This is a genomic window from Rahnella sp. PD4 (assembly GCF_049199325.1).
Classification (GTDB): Bacteria; Pseudomonadota; Gammaproteobacteria; order Enterobacterales; family Enterobacteriaceae; genus Rahnella; species Rahnella perminowiae.
Genome location: NZ_JBLZQF010000009.1, coordinates 40,193 through 66,638 on the forward strand (window position 1 = coordinate 40,193; position 26,446 = coordinate 66,638).

The following is a 26,446-nucleotide window of genomic DNA, read 5'->3' on the forward strand; positions in this document are numbered from 1 at the left end:
TCAGTCTTCTATGTTCAGCAAATCGTCGAGGCGTTGCAACTGAGCCAGCAAACGTATTGCTTCAGGCATTGCCACTTCAAAATAAGGGGTGATAGCAAAACGGGTTGGCAAGGGCGCCTGGGCCTCAAGCAACGCGTACATACGGGGAACCAGAACCCATTGCAGCCATTGTTCAGCAGACAGGGTATCCACTGAAAACGGTTCTTTGCTTTCAAAGGCTTCCGCTTCCGGCGGCGTGGCATGCCACAATTTATCATCACGCATGACCTGTTCGATATCTTCTAAAATCTGGCGAACCTGGTTTTCTGTATTCATCAATGCCTCTCTTCGTTCATGGCCCCGGGCAGCCTACGCCGGGCGGCGCAAAGCATAACATTGAAGGACTGATGCCCCAACTTTCTGCATCGTATCCAATTTAACTATTCAGCCATAAGTTTTTCGTGGTAGCGATAAACGCCCGATACGGGCAAACTACCGCCACTTTTTTCTTTACAGATGTGTCCAATGTCCGCACAACACACTCAGAAAGCCCATGCAACACCCGCCAAAGCGATGCTGGCCTCCGTGACCGGGTACGCCATGGATGGTTTCGATTTACTGATCCTCGGCTTCATGCTCCCGGCCATCACTCACGAATTTAGCCTGTCGTCCTCACAAAGTGGTTCACTGGTCACCTGGACCCTGATTGGCGCCGTACTTGGCGGCGTGATTTTCGGGCCAATCAGCGATCGTTTCGGCCGCATCCGTGTACTGACCTTCACCATTGGGATGTTCTCCCTGTTCACCGGTTTATGCGCTTTCGCACAAGGCTACTGGGATTTGCTGGTCTATCGCACATTGGCCGGTGTCGGGCTGGGTGGCGAATTTGGTATTGGCATGGCGCTGATTGCAGAAGCCTGGCCCGCTGAAAAGCGTAACCGCGCCTCGGCTTACGTGGGTATGGGCTGGCAACTGGGCGTGTTAATGGCAGCCTTCCTGACGCCACTGCTGCTTGGGATTATCGGCTGGCGTGGCATGTTCCTGGTCGGTCTGCTGCCGGCACTGGCCTCTTTCCTCATACGCCGTACAATGGGCGAACCGGAAGCCTTTGTAAAAAACGCCCAGACCCGCAACGACGGCACGCTGTTTAGCCGTATCAGGCTACTGTTCCGTGATAAAGCCACCACCAAAGCCAGCATCGGCATTCTGATCTTATGTTCTGTTCAGAACTTTGGTTATTACGGTCTGATGATCTGGATGCCAAGTTATCTGTCGAAAAACTTTGGCTTCTCACTGACCAAATCTGGGCTGTGGACTGCTGTGACCGTTGTCGGTATGACCTTCGGCATCTGGCTGTTCGGCATGCTGTCCGACCGTTTCCCTCGCTGGAAAATCTTCCTGATTTATCAGATTGGCGCTGTTGTGATGGTGTTATGTTACGCGCAGTTAACTGACCCGACGCTGATGTTGTTCGCAGGTGCGCTGATGGGGATGTTCGTGAATGGCATGATTGGGGGTTACGGCGGCCTTATTTCCGATCTCTATCCGGTGCGTGTCAGGGCGACGGCGCAGAATCTGTTATTTAATCTCGGGCGCGGCGTCGGCGGTTTTGGCCCGCTGGTGATCGGAATACTTGTGGCACAGGTGTCATTTACCGCAGCAATTACGTTGCTGGCGGCGATTTATCTGCTGGATATTTTTGCCACCCTATTTCTGCTGCCGAAAAAACAAGGGCAGGATGATGTGTTAGGGGCGATTGGCTGAGTCAGTGGCTGGCGCTTCCGGCGGAATAGAAGCGTTTAACGAGGCAATATCTATATCTATCATTAAAAAGTTGGGGGCACTGTTTTCACAGTGCCCCCGGTTCGTTTTATAGCAATCCAGCTACCTCAGTGCTCCCTGCTCAATCCCTGAAAACTTTTCCTGTGGTTATCCTAACCGGCTATCCTTTGCATCGTCCCACTTTCATCCTGACGGGCTATCCTAAATCATCCTGACTAAAGTCCCTTGGTCATCTGTGACCCGCTCAGCTTCCTTTGTGAGCTCTCTTCTCCGTCCTGGAGGTGTCCCTGGTTTCGTCCTGAAACATCCTGGCATAATCCGATGCCGTCCTGACTCTTCCTGAGCCGTCCCCTTCTTTTATGAATCAGCCATCATCCTGATGTTCTGCTTCATGCTTCCTTAGTGCACAACTAGAATCGTTGATTTCGCGCTTCCGGGCAAGACAGGCTGTAAGCCAAAATCAGGCCAGGTAAGCCATGCCACAAACGATTCTGCTTTTAACTTATTGATTATAAAAATTATAAGTATTTTTATCGCAAACTTACTAAGTCAAATTAACGAGATCTCTTACAGGCTTTGTGAGAGATCTCTCACACGCTTGTGAGCCATTTATGCTCTGCGGGACGGAGTTTCAGATCATGATCAGGCGGGATAAACCGGGGTCAGCATTGTAAGGAATTCTGATAGCGATGGCGAGAGCAGCGTTCGTTTTTTACTGCCGAACTGTTCCAGCACGACATTACCGGTCACATTGCATAACGACACCATATCCAGCTCGGAATCTGTAGTCGCCAGGAAAACTGTTGGCGTCAGTTTCAGCCGCTTTTGGGTAACCAGATGCCCGATCAGATTTTCCTGCAAACGGGTGAAATCTTCCTGGCTCCAGACCTGCAACAGCGTCAGCGGATTTCCCTGCCAGCTGGCGGTCATATCCCCTGCATACTGCGTTGTGTAAAACTCATGAGCCTCAGAACGCAGTTGTAACTCCAGCGCCCGCTCCACATTTTGCAACGTCGCGTCAGGTGTAAATGTCTGCGTCAGCCAGAAAACTTTTTCATCTTCGGTTTTGATCACGCACGGCGAATCAACACCAAAAAGGGCTTCGCTGGCGGGTGGCATGCCGGTTTCCTCCTGCCAGAGTTCGACATAACGCTGAGTAAATCCTCGCAATGCTACAGAAACTTCAGACTCCATAATTCTCTCATCTTCCGGTAAGGCTGGGGTAAACTAGGGGATTATTTTCTATTGTACCTATTTCGTAAGGTGACAGCATGCCCTCATATCAGGATAACCCCGCACTGGCGCAACTGACGCTGGGCAAAAGCACGGCTTATGTCGATCAGTACGACGCCTCTTTATTGCAGGCTGTTCCGCGCAGCATGAACCGGGAGCCGCTGGGCCTCTATCCGGATAACTTACCCTTTCATGGCGCAGATATCTGGACGCTATATGAATTGTCCTGGCTGAATGCCAAAGGCCTGCCGCAGGTTGCCGTGGGTGAAATCAGTCTGAATGCCAACAGTCAGAATCTGATCGAATCCAAAAGTTTCAAACTCTATCTGAACAGTTTCAATCAGACCGTTTTCCCTGACTGGCAGGCGGTGCAGGAAACACTGACTCGTGATTTAAGTGCCTGCGCGCAAGGCGAAGCCACGGTAACCGTCAGCCGCCTGTCTGAGATTGAAGGTTCACCTGTCGGACATTTTGACGGTGTTTGCATTGATGAACAGGACATTGAAATCGACAGCTATGAGTTCAGCACCGATTATCTGGCCGGTGCCAAAGGCGACGAGATGGTTGAGGAATCGCTGGTCAGCCATTTGCTGAAATCCAACTGTCTGATCACCCATCAGCCTGACTGGGGTTCCGTTCAGATCCACTATCGTGGCCCGAAAATTGATCGTGAAGCACTACTGCGTTACCTGGTTTCTTTCCGCCATCATAACGAATTTCACGAACAGTGCGTTGAACGCATCTTCAATGATCTGCTGCGTTTCTGCCAGCCGGAAAAGCTCGCCGTTTATGCGCGCTATACACGCCGCGGCGGTCTGGACATCAATCCATGGAGATCCAACTTCCCGTTTGAACCTGCAACGGCAAGACTTGTCAGACAATAATGCGAGACGTTGCTCAAGAACTGAGCTAACGCTCTGTCAGCATTGGTAAAAGCCTGATGGCGGGGTTACTGTTAAATCGCATACGGCGCAAAAAACATGATCCGAAAATCATGCGTCGCAATCAGGTAGCAGAAAGAATCACTGCACCCGTTGGTGTCAAGGAGCAACTTTGATTACACATATCAGCCCGTTAGGCTCAATGGATTTGTTGTCACAGCTGGAAGTTGACATGCTCAAACGTACAGCGAGCAGCGACCTCTACCGTCTTTTCAGAAATTGTTCACTGGCCGTGCTTAACAGCGGCAGCCAGACTGACAGCAGTAAAGAACTTCTCGACCGTTACGAAAGCTTTGATATCAATGTGCTGCGCAGAGAGCGTGGCGTAAAACTCGAACTGGTAAACCCGCCGGAAGACGCTTTTGTTGATGGCAGGATTATCCGCTCACTCCAGGCCAATCTGTTTGCGGTCCTGCGGGATATCCTGTTCGTGAGCGGGCAAATCGACAATGCCGGTCGTTTTCAGAACCTGAATACTGAAAATTCAGCGCACCTGACCAACCTGGTGTTCTCTATCTTACGCAACGCCCGCGCCCTGCATCTGGATGAAGATCCGAACATGGTGGTGTGCTGGGGCGGACACTCAATCAATGAAATTGAATATCAGTATGCCCGCAACGTCGGCAGTCAGTTGGGTTTGCGCGAACTGAATATTTGTACCGGCTGTGGTCCGGGCGCAATGGAAGCACCGATGAAAGGTGCTGCCGTCGGCCATGCTCAACAACGCTACAAAGCGGGCCGTTTTATTGGCATGACAGAGCCGTCGATTATTGCCGCTGAGCCACCCAACCCCCTGGTCAACGAACTGATCATCATGCCGGATATCGAAAAACGGCTTGAGGCGTTCGTCCGTATTGCCCACGGGATCATTATCTTCCCGGGCGGTGTAGGTACCGCTGAGGAATTGCTGTATCTGCTGGGTATTCTGATGGATCCGGAAAATAGCGATCAGGTTTTACCGCTGATCCTCACCGGTCCGAAAGAAAGCGCCGATTACTTCCACGTTCTCGATGCCTTCATTAAAGAAACGCTGGGTGAAGAAGCCTGTAAGTTCTACACCATCATCATCGACGATCCGACAGAAGTCGCCCGCCAGATGAAACGCGCCATGCCGCTGGTGAAAGAAAACCGTCGTAACAGCGGTGATGCCTACAGTTTCAACTGGTCGATTCGCATTGCGCCCGATTTGCAGCATCCGTTCGAGCCAAACCATGAAAACATGGCGAACCTGAATCTTTATCCGAACCAGCCACCGCAGGAACTGGCCGCTGCACTGCGCCGCGCCTTCTCCGGTATTGTGGCGGGTAACGTGAAAGAATTTGGAATTCAGGCTATCGAAAAACACGGCCGCTTCAAGCTGCACGGCGATCCGGCATTAATGAAAAAAATGGACAGCCTGCTGCAAGGTTTCGTCGCACAGCACCGCATGAAATTGCCGGGCAGCGCCTATATTCCTTGCTATGAGATTTGTGCCTGATTTACCGGCCACACTTCGAAAGCAGATCTAAGGGCGACGTGAGTCGCCTTTATTATGGAGATTATCATGGCTATACATCTGCTGATTATCGATGCCCTGAACCTGATCCGCCGTATTCATGCGGTTCAGGGGTCGCCTTGTCTGATGACATGCCAGAACGCCATCGGCCAGCTGATTCAGCATACACAGCCCACACATGCCGTGGCCGTATTTGACGAAGATGACCGGGCAGACAGCTGGCGTCATCAGTGTCTGCCAGACTACAAAGCCGGGCGCTCACCGATGCCCGATAACCTGTTTGCGGAAATGCCCAGTCTGAAGGCCGGTTTTGAAGCGCAGGGGATCGCCTGCTGGCATTCTGCGGGTAATGAAGCGGACGATCTGGCGGCAACGCTTGCAGTCAAAGTGTCATCCGGTGGCCATCAGGTCACCATCGTTTCAACTGATAAAGGCTATTGCCAGCTGCTGGCACCGAATATTCAGATCCGCGATTACTTTCAGAAACGCTGGCTGGATATGCCTTTTGTGCAGGATACATTTGGCGTATTGCCTCAGCAACTCACCGATTACTGGGGTCTCGCCGGGATCAGCAGCAGTAAAATTCCGGGTGTACCGGGAATTGGTCCGAAAACAGCGGTGACATTACTGAAACAGACCGGTTCGCTGGACGAGATTTACGACAATCTGGAGGGTGTGCCGGAAAAATGGCGTAACAAGCTTGAAGAGCATCGTGAACTGGCATATGCCTGCAAACGGGTTTCGACGCTGCAAACCGACGTCGTCCTGGACGGCAACTTACAGCAACTGCGCCTGCCATAAAATGGGGGTAAAAAGGCGCTTCTTATTAAGAAACGCCATAACCAGATACTCAAAATAATTCGAGTTGCAGGAAGGCAGCAAGTAAGTGAATCCCGATGAGCTTACATGAGTAAGTGATTCGGGTGAGCACATGCAGCCAACGCATCAGCAACTCGAAGTATGACGAGTATCAGCGATCACGCTCGTCGCGGCGCCCGCCAATAGCCGACCAGAAACGGCGGATATGTACGGTGACTTCTTCACGATCGTGATAAAGCTGTTTCGCAAAGATCTCGGCATTCACGCCATTTTCTTTCAGACGTTCGTCGATGCGCTCAAGAATGTTAGAGACTTCTTCGTAGCGCTTTTTCATCGGCAACTTAAGATTGAAAATTGCCTCACGACACCAGCCATTGACCAGCCAGTCACACATGAGTGCAGCCACTTTCGCCGGTTTTTCGACCATGTCACACACCAGCCAGTAATTCTTGGTACTGGTGGATTTATAACGAAAGCCGTCTTCACGCAGATGAATAACCTGACCGGTTTCCATCAGGCTTGGCGCCATCGGACCGTTGTCGACTGCCGTGACCATCATGCTGCGTTGTGTCAGCTGATAGGTCCACCCGCCCGGACAAGCCCCTAAATCGACCGCGTACATGCCACTTGCCAGCCGTTCATCCCACTCATCAGCCGGAATAAAGACATGGAAAGCCTCTTCAAGTTTCAGCGTCGAGCGGCTTGGCGCTTCGGAAGGGAACTTAAGGCGCGGGATACCCATATAAAACGGTGAATTGTTATTGCTGTAGGAATACCCCACATAACAGCACCCCGGCGCGATAAAGAACACATGCACGACCGGACGCAGCGCATTTTCTTTTTTGCCCAGAACCTTGCATTCGCGCATCGCAGAACGCAGCGGCACCGTCAGTTTGCGACAGAACTTGGTCAGCTCTTTACTTTCATTAGTATCCGGCACTTCAACGCGAAGTTCCCCCCCGTTGGTGATCACGTTCTGGACCATCCCGACGATCGGAGAAACACGATCTTCCGGCGGTAAATCTTTGAGTAATTCACCTACCACAATTAACTGACGGGCAAAAATCAGCTCACGGAAAGGCAGTTCTTTAGCGATGCGGTCAGCATCATCAGGCTGATAACATTCAAATAATACATAACCGCTGTTTTCTTTGACGCGGGCAAAACCGAAGATTTCCATCTTTGCGGCTTTATCGGTAATTTCTGCTGCGCATTCTTTTTCAAAACCCTGACGGCAGTAGAGAGCAACTTTATTCATGGCGTTCGGCCTTTTTCTTCAGGCGCAATGCGCCGATCAACAACAAAATCCAACCGACCAGAAACATGGTACCGCCAATCGGAGTTACAAAAACGAATAAACGGAGGTGTGACAGCGCAAGGCAATAAAGGCTGCCGCTGAATAAAACGGTTCCCAGCGCTAAAAAGGCGCTGCTCCAGTAGAACCACACATTGCGCTGGCGTTGCATCGCAACACCCAGAATCATTATCGCAAGCGTATGTATACTTTGATAAGTTAAGCCGGTATGGATCCACGTCATTTCGGCTTCGCCAAGCGACTGGCTCAATACGTGTGCGCCAAAAGCACCGAAAGCGACGTAAATAAAACCGCTGATCGCGGCGAAAATCAACATTGCACGACTGGTCATTATGCGATACCCGTTATCGTTATTTGCCGATGAAAATCCTGATTAACCCATCTCATCAGCAGACTCACGGTTTCTATCCCCGGCGATCAGGCCTCATGCCTGATCGAAACGAAAGCGCAGTTTTTCCTGCTCGCTGGCTGCACGCGCGAGGATCCACTGACGAAAGGCGGCTATTTTACCCAGTTCTGCCTGACTGTCATGACAAACCAGATAAAAAGCATTTTTACTGATTAAAACTTCACTGAACGGACACACCAGACGTCCGGCCTCAATTTCGGTCTGCGCCATAACATTATTAACCAACGCAATACCCTGACCGTGGACAGCAGCCTGAACCACCATCGCACTGTGGCTGAAGATAGGTCCCTGCTGCACGTTCACGTGTTGTAACCCAAGCTGTTTGGTGTACGCCAGCCAGTCGCGACGGGAAGCATCGTGCAGCAAGGTATGATGGCTTAAATCGGCGGGCTCCTTCAGCGGATTATCCCCCATCAGCAATGAAGGAGAGCAGACCGGCAGTAAATATTCCGCATACAATCGCTCTGCCCGCAGCCCCGGCCAGTTACCCCGGCCGTGGAATATGGCGACGTCAACATCGTCGGCCAATTTATCTTCTTCACGGTCCACAGCCTGGATACGCACATCAATGCCCGGATAAGCTGAGTTAAAGCCAGACAACCGTGGCACCAGCCATTGAATCGCAAAACTTGGCGGCAAACTGACGGTCAGCGCGCCTTTGGCACTGCGTGCCTGAAGTTTACGCGTGGCTTCATTGAGAGCAGAAAATATCTCTTTAATATCCAGATAATAACTCTGCCCTTCTTCGCTCAGTAACAAAGAGCGATTGCGTCGGCGAAACAGCTTTAGCCCTAAAAAGTCCTCAAGTGACTTAATCTGGTGGCTAACCGCGGCTTGCGTGACAAATAATTCCTCGGCAGCCTTAGTAAAACTAAGGTGGCGCGCTGCGGCATCAAATACCCGCAAAGAGTTCAGAGGCGGTAAACGTTTTGACATAGAATGGATACTTCTTATTCGCCGGTTAGCGGGACGCCTGTCCGTAGGTTTTGGTATTAGTTTTTTTAATCCGAGACATTATAATTTGTCCGTTGAGGATGTACAGGCAAAAACCTATAGTGGCGCCACTTCCTGAGCCGGAACGAAAAGTAAATTGGTATGAGGATGCTGAGATACTTTTGGCTTGTGGTTGTGATGTTGTGTTTGCAATTGTCTGGCAATCCAGACGCGTAGCGTAAATGCTACTCACTTTTCACTTCCTGTACATTACCCTGTCTGTCCAAAGTGATTTTTTAGCACCGCAATTTGCGGTGCTTTTTTTTGCCCTTTTTACTGCAAAAGGGCCGCAAAGAAAGCACAATGCGGTACAAAGGCGAGCGCATAATGTGACAAAACCGGCCTCATCGCAAGAGGGGCCGGTTTTGTCATAAAGCAACGTGTGAGGTTACCTGAGCGACTGGCTCAAGGTATTCACGTCAGGGATCAATTCCCTTCTGCCATTTCTTTGATTTCAGATTTATTGATCTGCTGCTTGTTGCCATACGCATCGGTATAACTGATCATACCGGTATCACTGTCCGTGCTAGGTTTGCCTTCAGCAACAATGGTACGGCCATCATTGGTATGCATCACATAGTTGCTCGAACAGGCGGCAAGTGTTGTCGTCAGCAGTGCAGCTGAAATTACGGCGGCGATCTTCTTCATCTTAGACTCCTTGCAGATTAATATGCTTCAAATTCCTGGTAGGACTCCAGGCTAATGCTTCTAGTCTTCGTAATTCAGCATAACAAACCTCTGATAAATTTCCAGGTAACCATTCCTAAAATGAATAAGCGGCGGCTATTACAGATAAAACTGTATTCTTTCACTCAGGCCGAAGGATCTGATTTCGTATGACTGATTTTAACCCCCGGGATTTTCGTCAACAGTTTCCTGCGCTGTCTCAGGGACAATGTTATCTAGACAGCGCTGCCACGGCGCTGAAGCCACAGGCGGTGATCGAGGCCACCCTGAATTTCTACTCGCAGGAAGGAGCCACCGTTCACCGTAGTCAGCATCATGCGGCACAAACCCTCACAGATCACTACGAGCAGGCCAGAATGCTGGTGGCGCAGTGGATTAACGCCCCACTTCCTGAAAATATCGTCTGGACGCGGGGGACAACAGAGTCCGTCAATATGGTCGCGCAAGGCTGGCTGCGCCCGCGTTTACAGCCCGGCGACGAAATTATTGTCAGTCAGGCTGAACATCACGCCAACCTTATTCCGTGGCTGATGGTAGCTGAGCAGTGTCAGGCGCAGGTGATTACGTTGCCGGTGGATGAACACGGTATTGCGGATATCACCGCCCTCTCTGCCCTGCTGAACAATAAATCCCGCCTGCTGGCACTGACGCAAATGTCCAATGTCACCGGTGGCATGCCCGATATAGCCCGCGCCATTGCGCTGGCACACGCTAACGGCACCGTCGTTCTGATCGATGGCGCGCAAGGCGTTGTTCATTGCCCGCCAGACGTACAACAACTCGATATCGACTTTTACGCCTTCTCCGGCCATAAGCTGTACGGGCCGACAGGCATCGGCGTGTTATATGGCAAAACTGAATTACTCGAGAATATGGCCCCCTGGCAAGGCGGCGGCAAAATGCTGACTCAGGCCTCCATGACCGGTTTTACCCCGCAGGCTGTTCCTCACCGCTTCGAAGCGGGTACGCCCAACATTGCCGGTGTAATCGGCATGTCAGCAGCCCTGAAATGGTTAACAACCGTTGATCTGCACGCCGCGGAGAAATATACGCAAAATCTGGCGAATCTGGCTGAAGAACAACTTAAACAGATTGACGGTTTCCGCAGCTTCCGCTGTCAAAATTCATCCGTTCTGGCATTCGATATCGCCGGTGTGCATCACAGCGATCTGGTGGCATTGCTGGCTGAACAGGCCATTGCCGTGCGCGCCGGACAGCATTGCGCCCAGCCATTGATGGACGCTCTGGGCATCAGCGGAACATTACGGGCCTCATTTGCGCCATATAATAATGAACAGGACGTTATGCGGCTGGTCAGCGCGGTAGAATATGCCCTCGACCTGTTAGCCGGTTAATTCATTTTTTTTGAGGAATACCATGTTAGCGCCACATCCTTTTGGCCATGAGATCACCGAAAACTCCCTGACCGAAAAATTCGCGTCATTCCGCCAGTGGGAAGATCGTTACCGCCAGTTAATTTTGCTGGCGAAATCTTTACCGCCGCTGGATATATCGCTGAAAACGCCCGAAAATGAGCTGAGTGGTTGCGAAAACCGTGTCTGGCTGGGCGCAGAAAAAACGGAGAATGGAACGATGCATTTCTATGGCGACAGCGAAGGGCGGATCGTTAAAGGTCTGCTGGCAGTGCTGCTGACTGCCGTGGAAGGTAAAACGCCGGCAGAGATTCTGATGCGGGATCCACTGATGCTATTTGATGTATTGGGGTTGCGTGAGCAACTCAGTACCAGCCGTTCCAGCGGACTTAATGCGCTGGCAGAAGGCGTAATCACCCTCGCCCGTCAGGCTGCCTGAGCCTGACGCTGTGCTTTAGCCATCATTTTCTTCAGTACGTGGGATACCGCGACAAAACCAAACGTCGCGGTCACCATCGTCGCAGCACCGAAACCAGACGCGCAATCCATGCGTTTAACGCCTTCTGCGCTTGCCTTTGCAGCACATACTGTGCCATCAGCCTGCGGGTACATCAGCGGTTCGCTGGAAAATACACAGTCGATCCCAAGCTTACCTTTGCTGTTCTTCACCACCTTGAAATCATTTTTCAGACGTTCACGCAGTTTTGCCGCCAGCGGATCCTGAATTGTTTTCGCCAGATCCACCACGGAAATTTGGGTCGGATCAATTTGTCCGCCCGCCCCGCCTGTGGTCACCACCGGGATCTTAAAACGACGGCAATAGGCCAGCAGCGCAGCTTTAGGCCGGACGCTGTCAATAGCATCAATCACATAGCTAAAACCCTGATCAAGCATCTCAGCCACGTTATCGGGCGTAATAAAATCATCGATACAGGTGACTTTGCATTCCGGATTAATCGCCAGAATACGCTGTGCCATGATTTCCGTTTTTGCCTGCCCGACATTTTCACGCAACGCATGGATTTGACGGTTGGTATTGGTCACGCAAACATCATCCATATCAATCAAGGTGATCGCGCCAATGCCGGTGCGGGCCAGCGCTTCCGCCGCCCAGGAACCCACTCCGCCAATACCGATCACACAGACATGCGCCTGCGAGAACAACTCCAGCGATTGCTGACCATAAAGCCGGGCAGTTCCGCCAAAACGTTGCTGATAAGCGTCGGAGTAAGTAGCTGTCATGAAAAAATAAACCTCAGTGCGTTCGTAAACTTTGTCGTTTGAAATATTAACGGGTGAAAACTAGTTGGACGGCGCGTATGCCGTAAACAGCGGCTTGCCGTTCTGCGCTGATTTTAACACCCAGACGCGACCATAGTGATTATAAAATCCTGCTGAATGCCCGGCATCAGGGCCAATTCCCTGATACATATCGAAATGTTGTCCTTTAATCGCACCACCGACATCCAGTGCCACCATCAGACGCATATGATATTTACCGGTGAACTTGCCTTTATCGTTAAGCTCAGGCACTTCCGCCAGTAATGTTGTTCCTGCCGGGATCAGTGAACGGTCAGAAGCCACAGAGGCTTTGGCAATCAGCGGCACACCGCTGGCACCACGAACCGGAGCAAAAGGCTCTGGTTTGAAGAAAACGAATGACGGATTCTGCTCCAGCAATTCACGCACTTGTGCCGGTGTGTGGGTGTCCGCCCACTGGCGGATCGCCTGCATCGACATATTTTCGCGCGCCACTTCCCCACGATCAATCAACACTTTGCCGATGCTGCGGTAGGCATGGCCGTTTTTACCGGCATATCCGAAGAACATGAACGGGCGCCCGTCGCCGTAATCGACATAACCGCTGCCCTGCACTTCCATCATAAAGTTATCCATCAGGGAATTAGTCCAGGCAACCACGTAGTTATCGCTCAGTGCACCGGAATAAATTGAGGCGCGATCAGGCAGACGGCCGCGTTTTGGCGGCATACGATAAAGCGGATACTGGAATTCACCCTGACGGGTGTAGCGCGCCTGCACCACCGGCGTGTAATAGCCGGTCAGTTGCACATTACCAAAATTGTCAGCACCTTCCATCTGATACGCGCTGATGCCGTACTGGCTAAGGTTGCGGGTATCAGCCCCGGAGCGCAGCCATTGTTCGACAGCCTGGAATGTTGTGTTATTACGACCATATAAAGAAGAAGAGGCAATTTGTACCGCGGCGACCTGATTAGAGTAATCCAGCGCATTCACTGGTTTGCCTGTGGCATTCGGCTCATTCACATATTCGAGTGCATTATCCAGACGGCCATCTTTGTACTGCTGGCCCCGGTCAGTAGGTCGCGAAGAACAACCCGCCAGCACCGCTAACACCAAACCACCCAGCAGATATTTACTCCAACGTCCTTTCATTATTGCCGCGCTCTCTTACTTTCAGGAAAATGACTGGCGAAACGATAACAAACGCCCTATCAGAAAGGAATTGCCACAGCCGAAAAAAGTGTACTGAGCCAAATTGAACATCAAACGGCAATTTTGTGGATAAAAAGCCAGCAACTAAGTGCTTTATTTGAATAAATTCAAAAAAGGGTTGCACGAAATCTCATGGGGAGTATAGTTCGCCTCCATCGGACGCGGGGTGGAGCAGCCTGGTAGCTCGTCGGGCTCATAACCCGAAGGTCGTCGGTTCAAATCCGGCCCCCGCAACCAATTCGATTTCGATGCATAAAATGCTCAGTTGAATTGTACGATGAATTAAAGCAGTATACGGACGCGGGGTGGAGCAGCCTGGTAGCTCGTCGGGCTCATAACCCGAAGGTCGTCGGTTCAAATCCGGCCCCCGCAACCAATTCGAGACCGATGCATGAAGATGCTCAGTTCGGATAATGTGATGAAGTAAAGCTGTAAGAGTAGTGACGGACGCGGGGTGGAGCAGCCTGGTAGCTCGTCGGGCTCATAACCCGAAGGTCGTCGGTTCAAATCCGGCCCCCGCAACCAACTACTAAAAATCGGTTACAAACATCAGGCACCCTAACGGGTGTTTTTTTGTCTCTGAATTCCGCCAAGCGGCGGGAATAATCACCTCGCAGCCTCTCTGGTTATCCCCTGGCCAACATCCCACCTTCTGCAAAATATGCTTTGATCCCGGCCAGAATAGACTCTGCCACCTGCTGCTGAAAATGTGCAGTCCGCAATTTCTTCTCTTCACTGATGTTACTGATAAACGCCGTTTCCACCAGAATTGACGGGATATCCGGCGCTTTTAATACCGCGAACCCGGCCTGATCCACTTTATTTTTATGCAGATGATTAATCCTGCCCATACGCGTCAGCACTTCTTTGCCAAATTTCAGGCTATCGCTGATGGTTGCTGTCTGAACCAGATCAAACATCGTGTGATCCAGATAGCGGTCACCGCTTTTACTGACGCCGCCTATCAGGTCAGATTCATTCTGTGTTTGTGCGAGAAAACGTGCTGCGGAACTGGTTGCCCCTTTGGTCGACAGAGCGAAAACCGACGAGCCTTTTGCTGCACGGCTGGTAAATGCATCTGCGTGAATAGAGATAAAAAGGTCTGCCCGCAGTTTTCGTGCCTTTGCCACGCGGACTTTAAGCGGAATAAACACATCCTCATTGCGGGTCATATGCGCTTTCATATTGGGTTCACGCATAATCAGCTTCTGTAATCTGCGGCCGATCTGCAATACAACATCTTTCTCACGGGTCTTATATTTGCCAATCGCCCCCGGATCTTCACCGCCATGACCAGGATCAAGCATGATCACCAACGGCCGGCTTCGCCCCGCCTGACCATCTTTTGCCTTTTCCGGAGGTAGCGTTCTCGCCACATCTCCGCGGTTGTAATCTTCCAGTAACGCCAGCAGCGGATCGTCCTGAGCACTGATTTCACCCTCTTGCGGATAAAGATCGAGCACCAGCCGGTTATGGAATTCAGCGACCGGTTTCAGCGTGAAGACATGTGGATTGATTACACGCTTGAGCTCAAACACCAGGCGGACCGTTTTGGTATCAAACTGCCCCACCCGCGCCTGTCTGATATAAGGATCACTTTGCTGGACTTTTTCGCCCAACCCTTTTAACACACTGTTGAGATGCACATCTTCGATATCCACCACAACGCGCGGCGGATCGCTGAGCAGAAACTGCTTATATTTTAAGGGAGTGCTGGATTCAAGCGTAATTCGGGTATAAGTAGACGAGGGCCAGATACGTACAGCAATGACCTGTGAGCTGGCAGCAAAACCCACTTTACTCACGCTCAGTATCCAGGAAGCAGCTACGGTTTGCAGGAGGCGTCGTCTTCCGGGATTGTGGGTATCGTCAGTCATGCAGTCTCAAAAAGTGTCCAAAAGTAAAAAATAGCTGATAAAAAACTCATTTTACGAATTCTAACGAATCATATCCTGCATGTCATTCCTAAACATTTATTCGATTTATCAATTTGTTGTATGTTTGTGATGGGTGTTAAAACAAAAACAGAGATTTCTTACTTGCCACAGCGCCGCAAAAGAATAAAAATACAAAAATTACGAATAAAAATTCATACGAGGTTTTGCCGTGAAGGAACGTAGTACTGAACTGGTTCAGGGATTTCGCCACTCAGTTCCCTATATAAATGCTCACCGAGGCAAAACATTCGTTGTCATGCTCGGTGGGGAAGCCATTGAACATGAAAATTTTAGCAATATTGTCAACGATATCGGCCTGTTACACAGTTTAGGCATCCGTCTGGTCGTCGTTTATGGCGCCCGTCCGCAGATTGATGAGAACCTTTCTGAGCATAATTACGAGCCGATTTATCATAAGAATATTCGCGTCACGGATGCACGTGCGCTCGAACTGGTTAAGCAAGCCGCCGGGCTGCTGCAGCTCGATATCACGGCGCGGCTGTCAATGAGTCTGAATAATACGCCACTTCAGGGCGCGCATATCAATGTCGTCAGCGGCAATTTTATCATTGCTCAGCCGCTGGGCGTCGATGACGGTATTGATTACTGTCACAGTGGGCGTATCCGCCGTATTGATGAAGAAGCGATTCACCGTCAGCTCGACAGCAATGCGATTGTCTTGCTCGGTCCGGTTGCAGTTTCGGTTACCGGTGAAAGCTTCAACCTGACTTCCGAAGAAGTCGCAACACAACTGGCGATCAAACTGAAAGCAGAAAAAATGATCGGCTTCTGCTCTTCGCAAGGGGTAATCAACGAGGAAGGTAATATTATTTCCGAACTGTTTCCTAATGATGCACAGCAAAAAATTGATCAGATGGAATCCGGCGGCGATTATCTTTCCGGTACCGTTCGCTTCCTGCGCGGCGCGGTGAAGGCCTGCCGCAGCGGTGTACGTCGCAGTCACCTGATCAGTTATCAGGAAGACGGTGCACTGGTTCAGGAACTGTTTTCGCGCGACGGCATTGGCACGCAAATCGTGATGGAAAGTGCCGAACAAGTTCGGCGAGCAACCATCAACGACATCGGTGGCATTCTGGAACTTATTCGTCCGCTGGAACAACAGGGTATTCTGGTACGCCGTTCCCGCGAGCAGTTGGAAATGGAAATCGATAAATTTACCATTATCGAGCGGGATAACCTGACCATCGCCTGTGCGGCGCTTTATCCGTTTCATGATGAAGGGATTGGCGAAATGGCCTGCGTGGCGGTTCACCCGGACTACCGCAGCTCTTCACGGGGTGAAATGTTACTGCAACGCGTTGCCAGCCAGGCGAAACTCATGGGGCTGAACAGGCTGTTTGTACTGACGACCCGCAGCATTCACTGGTTCCAGGAGCGTGGTTTCAAACCAGCAGAAGTGGATGTGTTGCCGATTCAGAAACAGGAAATGTATAACTACCAGCGTCGTTCCAAAATACTGATCGCTGAGCTGTAACTCTCTCACTACCTGGCCTCAGTTATAAAAAGGACGCTTCCGCGCCCTTTTTATTTTGCTTTACACATCAGCGGGTTATTTACCCGTGTGCGGTTCCAGCGCCTGTTGCAACGTTGAGGTATCAGACCAGGTTTTAAAGCCCTCAGGCGCCGCGTATTGTGGCGACTTGCTGTCATTGCCTGAGACCTGTGACAACATCGCCAGACCAACCTGTTTTATTACGGCCTGATTGAAGTAATCCGCCAGCTGAGTTTGCGTCAGCCCGGCAATAACCCGGATAACATTCGTGCGGGTGTCAAATTGTGGATTTCCGCGGCTAAAATCATTTCCCAGACGGTCAGCTTCCTCATCTAACGTTTGCGGGTTTTGCTGCATTTCATTCACCAGCCCCTGTTTGTATTGCAGGAACTCGTCATCCTTCATTTCACGCAGACGTTTTTCGGCCTGCGGATAAAATGCCAGATAGCGCTGATACAGATAATCAGGTTGCCTGCTGTTACTTTGCAGCAGGAAACCAATCCCCCACTGTTTGCCTACCGGAATAGGAAAAGCAAACACTGCGTAACCCAGTTGTTCTTGTGTCCGAAGCTGACTGTAGAACCATGGCTGAATAATTTGTCCCAGCAAAGCACTGTACGCCATGCTCTGAACTTCATCATAACCGGTGGGGACATACACCGCTGCCAGCGCAGAGTCCGAACTTGTCCCGATACGCTGAATATTCGCTTTCAGCGGTCCGGTCACTACGGCCTGCTTGCCGCGCCACCACTGTGTCCCATGCTCACCCAACTTTTGCATGATTTGCGAAGACATCGCTTTAACCTGATCAGCCGTCATATTCCCCACGACCATCACTTCTACCGCAGCATGATGAACCAGTTGTTCACGGTAGGCGTTCACCTCTTCCAGTGTGATGGCGGAAACCAGCTTTTCACGCTCGCTGCGCTCGGTATAAGGCACCCGCGAAAGCAACTGAACCGGTTGTAACGCCAGCTCAAACGCTTTCCCTTTATCTGCTGAAGCTAAACGCTCGAGATACCATGATTTCGCCTGATCAAGCTGTTCCTGTGTCGGTTTGAAATCAGGGTAGTTATCGACCAGTGCGGCCAGTAAATCAGGCAGACACTCGGTGAAACCGGTAGCAGTAAATTGTAATCCGTTATCAGGCGATGTGCCGAACGTGATCCCACCAATGGATGCCTGATAGCTCAGCTGATCAAAAGCAACGCCGGTGAGGTAATCTGTCAGGCCATACAGCACCTGATTTTTAGCCGTGCTGAGAGACTGCTCATTGCGGAAAGAAACGGTCACATTCGCTTTAGGCTCATCAGCAAAATAGCGACTCGGCATGTAGAACACCCGCAACCCTTTATCTTCAACTAACAATTCAGGTTTCGTCGCCGTCGAATCTTTAGTGACCAGCGCAAGTGAGTCCGGAATGTACGGATTCAGCGCAGGCAGCGACAGAGAAATCCCCTGCCCCAGCGTCTTCCACTGCGAGTAGGTTTGTGCGGGAACTTTATCGATCTCATACGGCGCATTAACAAAGTAGGCCACTTTATTGTGAGGCTCATTCGGGCTGATGATCCAGTAACGTGCATTTTGCGGCGTCATTTCAGTTAGCCGTGATTCAATCGCTTTAGGATCATACTGGTCAGTAAGATACGGCGAGTCGAGAACATGCCCGACAGGTACCCGCAGCATGGTATCCACCAGCCATTCGACATAATCCATATCACGCGTCAGTGCCGGATAGCGGAAGTCGAGCGCCATAACGTGTGCAATCTCATCAAAATAGGATTTCCGGATCCCCTGAGCGCGCATTTCATTGAGATAGTTGAAAATGGCGGCAATAACGGTATCGCGTTGCGCCAGCCCCTTATCCGTCAGGGAAACAGAAATATTGAATACGCCCATATTACGGTTAACCATCGGATCCGCACCTGCACTGATCCCGTCGGCATAGCCCTGCTTCTGTAACCAGTCGGATAGGGTATTCGGGCTGCGGTTACCAATAAGGTAGCTGATATAGGTATCGGTTTTACTGCGAAAATCGGCACTATTGTTATCAATGGCAAATTCAATCCGCAATTCTTTGCGCGGCTGTGCAGGAACGAAATGGATAAACTCGCCCTTTTGGTCTGCAGTTAACGTCGGGACTGTAATCGGCGGCACGGCGGCATGATGATTGGCGATCTGGCCAAAGGTTGTGGAGGCCAGTTCAGCAAGTTCAGGCAAAGGTTTATTGCTATAAATCACACCGACCATGAGGTTAGCGGAATAGTAACGCTGATAAAAAGCCGTCAGCTGGTCATGAAGCTTACTGCCCGGTTTATCTTTCAACGTATCCAGATTACCCCCTGAGAAGCGGGCTGCCGGGTGCATAGGATTTAATGTTTCTGCGCGAACTTGCGCCATCCGCATACCGTCACGCGATCGGGCCATCGTCAGTTCAGCGTTCACGGCATTACGCTCACGGTCTCCGTTGGCGGGATCTAATAGTGGTTGGCCGATAGCATCCGCCAGGCGATCTACCGCTTCTGGCAAGGCATCGTTTTCTACTTCAAGATAAAACGCCGTGCGGTAAGAAGCTGTACTGCCATTATGGCTCCCACCGTGTTTCTTAAGGAATTCAGACAGGCTTTCCGGCTGAGGATATTTCTTCGAGCCCATCAGCAACATATGCTCAGTATAATGGGCAAGGCCTAACTGAGAATCAGGATCCTCCAGCGAGCCGACAGGAAGGGCCAATGCGGCGAGAGATTTGGGCGCCTGAGGGTCAGAAACCAGCAAAACGGTCATATCATTGGCCAGTCTTATTGCCTGATAGTGACGAGGGTCGTTTTGACTTTTATTGATAGCTTGTGCAAAAGGTTGCCAGTCAGCTGCACTTGAAACAACAGGAATCCCAACGCTCAATAACAACAGTACCCCGAAAACGCGGGTAACCTGTTTTAACATTGCCACTCTCCCTCAATCGAATAAATGTGCCACGCAGGCAATAAATACACGGTTCAATAACCGATGAACCTCAACACGCTGTTTTGAGCGATTGAGTCTGTTCAGACCGCGCAGAAACAGGATAGTTGTGAAAAAAAATCGAATCGGGATTTTCTTCCTGTGCTCCGTTATGTTTTAGCCACAACACTCATGGTTCCCAATAGGGGAAAAACACCCGGTTAAACCACTCTAAGCTGTTAACCCGCCATTGCAAGTAGCTTAACAGTATTTTTGCCCGGTAATATGCGGCTGACAGATGCCACTTCAGGGGGCAAAATCACATATCAAACGCTGCAATATGGCCTGATATTTTGTCGGCGTTTGAATTGCCGCAGTAACCAACTTGCAGGATTGTGCATATGAAGTGCCGTTAATCAGATATTCCCAATTTTTCGCAAAAGGCTCCGTCCCCTTCCCGGCTACAGAATAGGCTTCAAGCTGGGAGTGCGCTTCTGCCCACGCCTGTTGAACCTGCCACTGGCGCATAAAACCGTGGCTCAGTGACTGGTAATAATTCAGGAGCCCCAGAATGGAAACTGACAAGAGCAACATGGCGATCAGCGCTTCTGTGAGGCTGAAACCTTGCTGTGCTGAGCAGCTTTCATTCATTGCAGGCCTGCGCATCAGTCTCAGGACAAAAATCCAGCCATCCTTGTTTTAGTGGCGAAAAAATCAGATCTCCGCCAGCCTGCTTTTTACTACTGACTTGCTGATACTGTACAACGGGTTCATTGTCTTGAGTTAACCGGCCTTCACCACGGACCAGAAAGATATCCTCCCGAAAGGCAGGGCGGACACAGGCCCGGCCACTTCCTGAAATAATGATCCCAACCGCCACCTCCCGGCACTGCCAGTAGGGATCATGGCTGTCGCTCCATGATTGTCCTATGCCCCACGCCAATGCCGAAGCTGCATTTTCCCAGGCAACATTATAGCGATGCTGATTTGACGTCAGCGAAAGCCCGGCGGAAAGTTGCTGTTGCAGCGAATTAAGGACAATCAAGCCTAATCCCATCATCACCAGAATACTCAGGATCATGGCGCTCCCACGTTGTCTGAGTGAATCGCTTCTTTTGACTACGCTCGTCATAAAACATGGCCTGCAATCATCTCGTTAACCTGACGGTGGATAAAAGGATCTTTGCTCCAGCGGGCTTCCAGTTGCAGAGAATACAGACGGCCGGAGGCACTTTCTGCTACCTGCGTAATCGTAAATCGGGTCACGTTAACTTCAGCCGGATCAAGGAGTTTTTCCCAGCCAGAACTCCCGCAGTCATCTGTTCCGCGCTGGATTTCAATCCCCCCCTGTCGTAAACGATAACCAAAGTATTCAGATTCCGGTGAGCTGGTTTTATCCCATATTCCGTTACGGTTCAGGTCATAGATAACAATGATGCAGGAGCCAGGCGCTTCGCCGAGAGCGTTACTTATGATAAAAGATTTGCCCTCACAGTTTCCGTTACAAAAACCGGCCCGACGGATATCTTTGCCGATAGCAGAAATACTCTGGCGCAACAATTGTTCCAGCTGATAATGCCGGCCCAGACTCTGGCTTCTCTGGCGCATAAGCGGATAGATTTGTGCGGCACTGAGCATCAGCATGCTGCCAATACCCATCGCAATCATAACTTCGGGCAGCGTGAATCCCTGACAACGGGATGTGTTCACTGACATAGCCCGATACCCAGTAAAGGCTGAGTTTCACTACACATACGCAACCGCCCTCTGACGGAGAGAACGATTCGCACACTCCCTGCTGGATTTCTCAGCGTGATATGCCCGGCAAGTGCCGCATTCCGCAGGCCGTAAAAGCCCATATTTTTTTCAGGAACGTCGGCTAATTCAATGCCAGCTTCATGAAGGGCGAATATTTTACCCGCCGCATTACGGCAATCAGAGGGGCGGATGCCGGTTCCCACACACCCGTTTGCGCCGGAAATCCCCCATAAAACAGCAGAACGATTGTAATTATTGGCTTCGGCCTGGACTCCGTATAAATACAAACGCAGTTGCTGAGCCGATTGTTCAAGCTTCAATGCCTGCTGGTAACTGCGCCAGCTGTGGATTCCCCATAACGTACACATGGCAATCAGAGCCACAACAACCATCATTTCGATCAGCGACATTCCCTGCTCTCCTGCCCGCTCAAATGTTTTCATACCGCCAAAATAAGCGTGTAGATTTTTATCGCCACCGGCAAAGTCATTTTTTCCAGGATGTCTTCAGAGCAATCGGTGCAATAAAATACACGCGGCAAAAAATTTGCGTGATATCTCGCAGGGATAACATCAGGATAAAAATCGGAGTGGGAATCGTCAGGGAAAGGTGTAAAAAATGCAGCAAGAAACGTGAGAAGGGATAAATTACCGCCTGACCAGGCTGTCAGGCGGCACACCACAAAAAATCAGATCGCCACAGGCGCTTTGATTGCAGGATGTGGATCGTACCCTTCAATCTCGAAATCTTCGAAGTTGTAATCAAACAGGGAGGCCGGTTTGCGCTTAATCACCAGTTTTGGCAATGCACGAGGCTCACGCGTCAGCTGCAGATGTGTCTGTTCCATATGGTTGCTGTACAGATGCGTATCGCCACCGGTCCAGACAAAGTCACCGACTTCCAGATCACACTGCTGTGCCATCATATGCACCAGCAGCGCGTAGCTGGCGATGTTAAACGGCAGACCCAGGAAGATGTCGCATGAACGCTGATACAGCTGGCAAGAGAGTTTCCCGTCGGCCACATAGAACTGAAAGAAAGCGTGGCAAGGTGCCAGCGCCATCTGATCCAGCTCACCGACATTCCATGCCGACACAATAATGCGGCGTGAATCCGGATCTTTTTTTAGCTGTTCAACCACATTTGTCAACTGGTCGATTTGCCTGCCGTCAGCCGCACCCCAGGCACGCCATTGCTTGCCATAAACCGGACCGAGGTCACCCTTTTCGTCTGCCCACTCGTCCCAGATGCTGACATTATTTTCACGCAGGTAGGCAATATTCGTTTCGCCTTTCAGAAACCATAGAAGTTCATGAATGATGGAGCGTAAATGACAACGTTTGGTGGTGACCAGCGGAAAACCTTCCTGCAAGTTGAAACGCATCTGATGGCCAAAAATCGACAACGTGCCCGTACCGGTACGGTCCGCTTTAGGGGTGCCCTCATCGAGCACTTTCTGCATTAAATCCAGATACTGTTTCATGTTACCTCACGACAATTGTTTCTGCGGACGGCGATATGCCCAGACCATCATAATCAGGCCAATGACCACCATAGGAATGGACAGAACCTGCCCCATGCTGATGATCCCATCGAACAGGCCTAGCTGGGCATCCGGCTGACGATAGTGTTCAACGATGATGCGGAATAAGCCATATCCGATCAGGAACAAACCTGATACGGCGCCCATCGGGCGTGATTTTCGGATGAACACATTCAGAATAATAAACAGTACAACGCCTTCAAGCAGCAGTTCGTACAGTTGGGAAGGATGACGCGGCAATACGCCATACTGATTCAGCAATGGCTGCCATTTAGGGTCAGCCGCAGCAATCGCGATGTCTTCCTGACGTGAGCCCGGAAACAGCATCGCCCAGGGAACATCTGTGGTCACACGCCCCCACAGTTCGCCATTGATGAAGTTACCCAAACGACCTGCGCCAAGTCCAAACGGGATCAGCGGAGCGATAAAGTCGGAAACCTGGAAGAAGTTGCGTTTGGTACGACGGGCAAAAATCAGCATGACCACGATCACGCCAATCAGGCCGCCGTGGAAAGACATGCCGCCATCCCAGACTTTGAAAAGATAAAGCGGATTATCGAGGAATAAAGGCAGGTTATAGAAGAAAACGTACCCGATACGGCCACCGAGGAATACCCCCAGGAAACCGGCGTACAGCAAGTTTTCGACTTCATCTTTTGTCCAGCCGCTGCCTGGCTTATTGGCACGGCGTACCGCCAGCCACATCGCGAAGACAAAACCGACCAGGTACATCAGTCCGTACCAGTGGAGAGATACCGGTCCGATTGAGAAAATTACCGGATCAAACTGGGGAAACGCCAGATAGCTGTTGCTCATCTATCACCACAAATTGTTTATCATTATTGCCCGTTCAGGGGCCAGCAGGGAGCGAATAGTAGCATAGCCGGAAGGTTTTCCGGGGCTAAGCTGCTGGAAAAGTTCTGTAAAAAATCATCTCATCCAGCGCCGTGAGGCGAGCAGGATGAGGGTAACCTGGGGCAAAGCGTGGTATCCGGCGCTTATTTACCCCCGCGGATCAGGCCGCCCAGACCGCGTCTTTCCATAAAAGCAGCCGTCATATGACGCACGTCCGTCGTGAAATGCGCCTGTAACACCCGGCTGGCCAGTTCCTGGGCATCATGGAGTTCAATACGGCGAAGCAGATATTTTACACGGGCAACGCTGCGTCCGTTCATGCTGAGATTGCGAAAACCCATACCGGTAAGCAGTAATGCGCCCATCGGGTCACCCGCCATCTCGCCACATAAGCTGACATCCAGCCCGGCAGCCTCAGCGGTGGTAACAATTTGTTTGAGCACCCGCAGCATCGCCGGATGCAGGCTGTCATAAAGCCCTGCAACACGGGTATTGTTACGATCAACAGCCAGCAGATATTGCGTCAGGTCGTTGGTGCCGACGGAAATAAACTCCACTCTCCCGGCCAGTGCAGGCAGCATAAAGACCATCGACGGCACTTCTATCATCACGCCCAAACGCGCGCGCGGCAGTTCATAACCCAGTTGTTCTTCCACTTCACGTCCGGCGCGATCGATTAAGCGACGGGCCTCATCAATTTCTTCCAGGCTGGTGACCATTGGCAGAAGAATGCCAAGATTTCCGGTTGCGGCATTCGCACGCAACATCGCACGGACCTGGATCAGGAAAATTTCAGGCTGATCGAGGGTAATTCGAATCCCGCGCCAACCCAGACAAGGATTTTCCTCGCTGATCGGCATATAAGGCAATTGCTTATCAGAGCCAATATCCAGCGTTCGCAGGGTCACGGGTTTTTGCGGAAACAGCTGTAACATGCCCTGATATTGCGCGACCTGCTCTTCCTCAGAAGGAAAACCGCTTTGCAACATGAACGGAATTTCGGTGCGATAAAGCCCAACGCCGTCAACGCGACTGCCAAACAATTTTTCATGATCTGCGCTCAGACCGGCATTCAGCATCACTTTCACCCGTTCGCCGCTTTTCAGCGCTGCGGGTTGCTCAACGTCATCTTCAGCCTTCTGACTCAGCTCCATTTCTTCGCTAATCAGACGCTTGTATTCTGTGACCAGTACGGCTTCCGGATCAATGAGCAACTCACCACGGTAGCCGTCAACGATCAGTTGTCTCTGGCTGAGCAGTGCAGGCTGTATATCAGCGCCCATAATGGTCGGCACGCCCATTGCGCGAACCAAAATCGCCGCATGTGAGTTAGCTGCACCATCGCGAACCACAACGCCTGCCAGACGGTCTTGCGGCATTTCAGCCAGCAAAGTGGCTGTCAGTTCATCTGCAACCAGAATAAAACGTTCTGGCCACTGCGTGTTGCCCTGGATCGTATCATCAAGATGAAACACCAGCCGCTGCCCCAGCGCCCTTAAGTCACTGCCACGCTCACGCAGATAGGTATCCTGCAAGCTGGAAAACTGCGCCGCAAATTCTTCGACAACCTTTTTGACGGCCCACTCCGCCACTGCACCCTGATCTATCTGGGCGAACAGTTCGCGTTTGAGACGGGCATCATTAAGAAGGTGAGAATAGAGGTCAAAAATCGCTGCGCTTTCTTTCTGCGCACTCGCCGCGAAACGTTTACTGAAGCGACGGAACTCTGCACCGGCATCTTCCAGAGCGCGGGTCAGGCGCTCGCGTTCACGCACAGTATCAAGCGTAGACGCCATATAAACGTGGTCGAGCGAAGGCTGAGAGCTGTCCTGCCAGCCAACACCGATGGCCACGCCTGGAGATGCGGCAAGCGCACGAACGCGCGTCTGGCGAAAGCGTCCATAAAGCACATTAAGCTGTGCCTGAGAAAGGATCGCCGCCAGTTGGGTGGCAAGCGTGACCATAAACGACTCTTCACTTTCGTCGAACTGCCGGTGTTCACGTTGCTGGATAACCAGCACACCCAGCAACTGACGACGATGAATGATCGGCACACCCAGGAAGGATCGGAAAAGATCTTCTTTTACGGCAGGAATATATTTGAAGCTTGGATGGCTCTGCGCATCGGCAAGGTTGATGGGCTCGGCCAGACGCCCTACCAGACCGACAATACCCTGATCAAAAGCCAGCGTAATAGTCCGACCACGAGGTTTTTTCAAACCTCGCGTCGCCATCAGATAATAACAACGACGGTCATTGTCAGCGAGATAGACGGAACACACTTCCGTGTCCATCGCCAGGCAGGTTTCGTTGACCAGTACGTCCAGCGCATCATTGAGGCTGGACGCCATTGCTACCTTTTCAACAATTTCTCGCAAACGCGTGAGCATCTCTTCGTG

At 51.1% G+C, this 26,446-nt stretch carries 24 protein-coding genes and 3 tRNA genes; 10 read left to right on the forward strand and 17 right to left on the reverse strand.

Translation table 11 applies throughout. The features are described from left to right. Positions 1-315: a YqcC family protein gene (locus tag ACOZIO_RS19660; protein WP_129954969.1), complete on the reverse strand. Its 315-nt coding sequence runs from the start codon at positions 313-315 to the stop codon at positions 1-3. A gap of 189 nt (positions 316-504) precedes the next feature. Between ACOZIO_RS19660 and ACOZIO_RS19665 the strand changes: the two genes are divergently transcribed. Further along, positions 505-1,743: an MFS transporter gene (locus tag ACOZIO_RS19665; RefSeq protein WP_129954968.1), complete on the forward strand. Its 1,239-nt coding sequence runs from the start codon at positions 505-507 to the stop codon at positions 1,741-1,743. 660 nt (positions 1,744-2,403) lie between these two features. Here the strand turns inward: ACOZIO_RS19665 and syd are convergent. Continuing rightward, positions 2,404-2,955, reverse strand: coding sequence for a SecY-interacting protein (gene syd / locus ACOZIO_RS19670; protein ID WP_129992055.1), 552 nt, complete (start codon positions 2,953-2,955; stop codon positions 2,404-2,406). 77 nt (positions 2,956-3,032) lie between these two features. Here syd and queF point away from each other — a divergent pair, with 77 nt between their 5' ends. The 3 genes from queF to xni all read left to right on the forward strand — a co-directional run bounded on the left by queF (position 3,033) and on the right by xni (position 6,231). Further along, positions 3,033-3,878, forward strand: a complete 846-nt coding sequence (queF, locus tag ACOZIO_RS19675) for an NADPH-dependent 7-cyano-7-deazaguanine reductase QueF (protein WP_129954966.1) — start codon at positions 3,033-3,035, stop codon at positions 3,876-3,878. A gap of 169 nt (positions 3,879-4,047) precedes the next feature. Next, positions 4,048-5,412 (forward strand): nucleotide 5'-monophosphate nucleosidase PpnN, encoded by a 1,365-nt coding sequence (gene ppnN, locus ACOZIO_RS19680; RefSeq protein WP_129954965.1) that lies wholly within the window; start codon positions 4,048-4,050, stop codon positions 5,410-5,412. A gap of 66 nt (positions 5,413-5,478) precedes the next feature. After that, positions 5,479-6,231: a flap endonuclease Xni gene (xni, locus tag ACOZIO_RS19685; protein WP_129954964.1), complete on the forward strand. Its 753-nt coding sequence runs from the start codon at positions 5,479-5,481 to the stop codon at positions 6,229-6,231. Between the two features lie 169 nt (positions 6,232-6,400). Here the strand turns inward: xni and rlmM are convergent, their stop codons facing one another. From rlmM to ACOZIO_RS19705, 4 genes are all read right to left on the reverse strand, one after another. After that, positions 6,401-7,507: a 23S rRNA (cytidine(2498)-2'-O)-methyltransferase RlmM gene (rlmM, locus tag ACOZIO_RS19690; protein ID WP_015696079.1), complete on the reverse strand. Its 1,107-nt coding sequence runs from the start codon at positions 7,505-7,507 to the stop codon at positions 6,401-6,403. Then, complete coding sequence (locus tag ACOZIO_RS19695; RefSeq protein ID WP_129954963.1) at positions 7,500-7,895, reverse strand: DUF423 domain-containing protein; 396 nt, start codon at positions 7,893-7,895, stop codon at positions 7,500-7,502. Before ACOZIO_RS19695 ends, rlmM begins: the two co-directional genes overlap by 8 nt. Before the next feature lie 93 nt (positions 7,896-7,988). Next, a complete protein-coding gene (locus ACOZIO_RS19700; protein WP_129954962.1) occupies positions 7,989-8,909 on the reverse strand; it encodes a transcriptional regulator GcvA in 921 nt (306 codons plus the stop codon). Between the two features lie 483 nt (positions 8,910-9,392). Then, positions 9,393-9,614, reverse strand: coding sequence for a YgdI/YgdR family lipoprotein (locus tag ACOZIO_RS19705; protein ID WP_013574177.1), 222 nt, complete (start codon positions 9,612-9,614; stop codon positions 9,393-9,395). A 188-nt stretch (positions 9,615-9,802) separates the two neighbouring features. On the opposite strand from ACOZIO_RS19705, the gene csdA reads away from it, so the two are divergent. Both csdA and csdE read left to right on the forward strand, forming a co-directional pair. Then, on the forward strand, positions 9,803-11,008 hold the full coding sequence (gene csdA / locus ACOZIO_RS19710) for a cysteine desulfurase CsdA (protein WP_129992054.1): 1,206 nt from the start codon (positions 9,803-9,805) through the stop codon (positions 11,006-11,008). 22 nt (positions 11,009-11,030) lie between these two features. Next, positions 11,031-11,465 (forward strand): cysteine desulfurase sulfur acceptor subunit CsdE, encoded by a 435-nt coding sequence (csdE, locus tag ACOZIO_RS19715; RefSeq protein ID WP_217137774.1) that lies wholly within the window; start codon positions 11,031-11,033, stop codon positions 11,463-11,465. On the opposite strand, the gene tcdA is transcribed toward csdE, so the two are convergent. Both tcdA and mltA read right to left on the reverse strand, forming a co-directional pair. Then, the gene (gene tcdA / locus ACOZIO_RS19720) at positions 11,453-12,268 is read right to left on the reverse strand and encodes a tRNA cyclic N6-threonylcarbamoyladenosine(37) synthase TcdA (RefSeq protein WP_217137775.1); all 816 of its coding nucleotides are present in this window, start codon (positions 12,266-12,268) and stop codon (positions 11,453-11,455) included. The genes csdE and tcdA overlap by 13 nt on opposite strands. A 60-nt stretch (positions 12,269-12,328) precedes the next feature. After that, positions 12,329-13,441 carry a murein transglycosylase A gene (mltA, locus tag ACOZIO_RS19725; RefSeq protein WP_129954958.1) on the reverse strand — a complete coding sequence of 371 codons (1,113 nt, stop codon included), beginning with the start codon at positions 13,439-13,441 and terminating at the stop codon, positions 12,329-12,331. A gap of 220 nt (positions 13,442-13,661) precedes the next feature. On the opposite strand from mltA, the gene ACOZIO_RS19730 reads away from it, so the two are divergent. From ACOZIO_RS19730 to ACOZIO_RS19740, 3 genes are all read left to right on the forward strand, one after another. Beyond that, positions 13,662-13,738 (forward strand) — tRNA-Met (locus ACOZIO_RS19730). A gap of 62 nt (positions 13,739-13,800) precedes the next feature. Further along, a tRNA-Met gene (locus ACOZIO_RS19735) sits at positions 13,801-13,877 on the forward strand. A 72-nt stretch (positions 13,878-13,949) separates the two neighbouring features. Then, a tRNA-Met gene (locus ACOZIO_RS19740) sits at positions 13,950-14,026 on the forward strand. 101 nt (positions 14,027-14,127) lie between these two features. On the opposite strand, the gene amiC is transcribed toward ACOZIO_RS19740, so the two are convergent. Beyond that, positions 14,128-15,378 carry an N-acetylmuramoyl-L-alanine amidase AmiC gene (gene amiC / locus ACOZIO_RS19745; RefSeq protein ID WP_217157815.1) on the reverse strand — a complete coding sequence of 417 codons (1,251 nt, stop codon included), beginning with the start codon at positions 15,376-15,378 and terminating at the stop codon, positions 14,128-14,130. A 229-nt stretch (positions 15,379-15,607) separates the two neighbouring features. Between amiC and argA the strand changes: the two genes are divergently transcribed. Next, on the forward strand, positions 15,608-16,933 hold the full coding sequence (gene argA, locus ACOZIO_RS19750) for an amino-acid N-acetyltransferase (protein WP_129954956.1): 1,326 nt from the start codon (positions 15,608-15,610) through the stop codon (positions 16,931-16,933). A gap of 75 nt (positions 16,934-17,008) precedes the next feature. Here argA and ptrA read toward each other — a convergent pair whose 3' ends face one another. From ptrA to ptsP, 8 genes are all read right to left on the reverse strand, one after another. Beyond that, the gene (gene ptrA / locus ACOZIO_RS19755) at positions 17,009-19,894 is read right to left on the reverse strand and encodes a pitrilysin (RefSeq protein ID WP_421595609.1); all 2,886 of its coding nucleotides are present in this window, start codon (positions 19,892-19,894) and stop codon (positions 17,009-17,011) included. A gap of 303 nt (positions 19,895-20,197) precedes the next feature. Beyond that, entirely contained in the window at positions 20,198-20,542 is a 345-nt protein-coding gene (locus ACOZIO_RS19760; protein ID WP_129954954.1) for a prepilin-type N-terminal cleavage/methylation domain-containing protein, read from the reverse strand. Beyond that, the gene (locus ACOZIO_RS19765) at positions 20,535-21,023 is read right to left on the reverse strand and encodes a YgdB family protein (RefSeq protein ID WP_240782865.1); all 489 of its coding nucleotides are present in this window, start codon (positions 21,021-21,023) and stop codon (positions 20,535-20,537) included. Before ACOZIO_RS19765 ends, ACOZIO_RS19760 begins: the two co-directional genes overlap by 8 nt. Continuing rightward, on the reverse strand, positions 21,020-21,607 hold the full coding sequence (locus ACOZIO_RS19770; protein ID WP_421595610.1) for a prepilin peptidase-dependent protein: 588 nt from the start codon (positions 21,605-21,607) through the stop codon (positions 21,020-21,022). The genes ACOZIO_RS19765 and ACOZIO_RS19770 overlap by 4 nt, the downstream gene beginning before the upstream one ends. After that, on the reverse strand, positions 21,598-22,092 hold the full coding sequence (locus ACOZIO_RS19775; protein ID WP_255466772.1) for a prepilin peptidase-dependent protein: 495 nt from the start codon (positions 22,090-22,092) through the stop codon (positions 21,598-21,600). Before ACOZIO_RS19775 ends, ACOZIO_RS19770 begins: the two co-directional genes overlap by 10 nt. A gap of 245 nt (positions 22,093-22,337) precedes the next feature. After that, positions 22,338-23,132 (reverse strand): thymidylate synthase, encoded by a 795-nt coding sequence (thyA, locus tag ACOZIO_RS19780; RefSeq protein ID WP_129954951.1) that lies wholly within the window; start codon positions 23,130-23,132, stop codon positions 22,338-22,340. Positions 23,133-23,138: 6 nt separating this feature from the next. Beyond that, complete coding sequence (gene lgt, locus ACOZIO_RS19785) at positions 23,139-24,008, reverse strand: prolipoprotein diacylglyceryl transferase (protein WP_129954950.1); 870 nt, start codon at positions 24,006-24,008, stop codon at positions 23,139-23,141. 182 nt (positions 24,009-24,190) lie between these two features. Further along, entirely contained in the window at positions 24,191-26,437 is a 2,247-nt protein-coding gene (gene ptsP / locus ACOZIO_RS19790) for a phosphoenolpyruvate--protein phosphotransferase (RefSeq protein ID WP_129954949.1), read from the reverse strand. Positions 26,438-26,446: the final 9 nt, after the last annotated feature.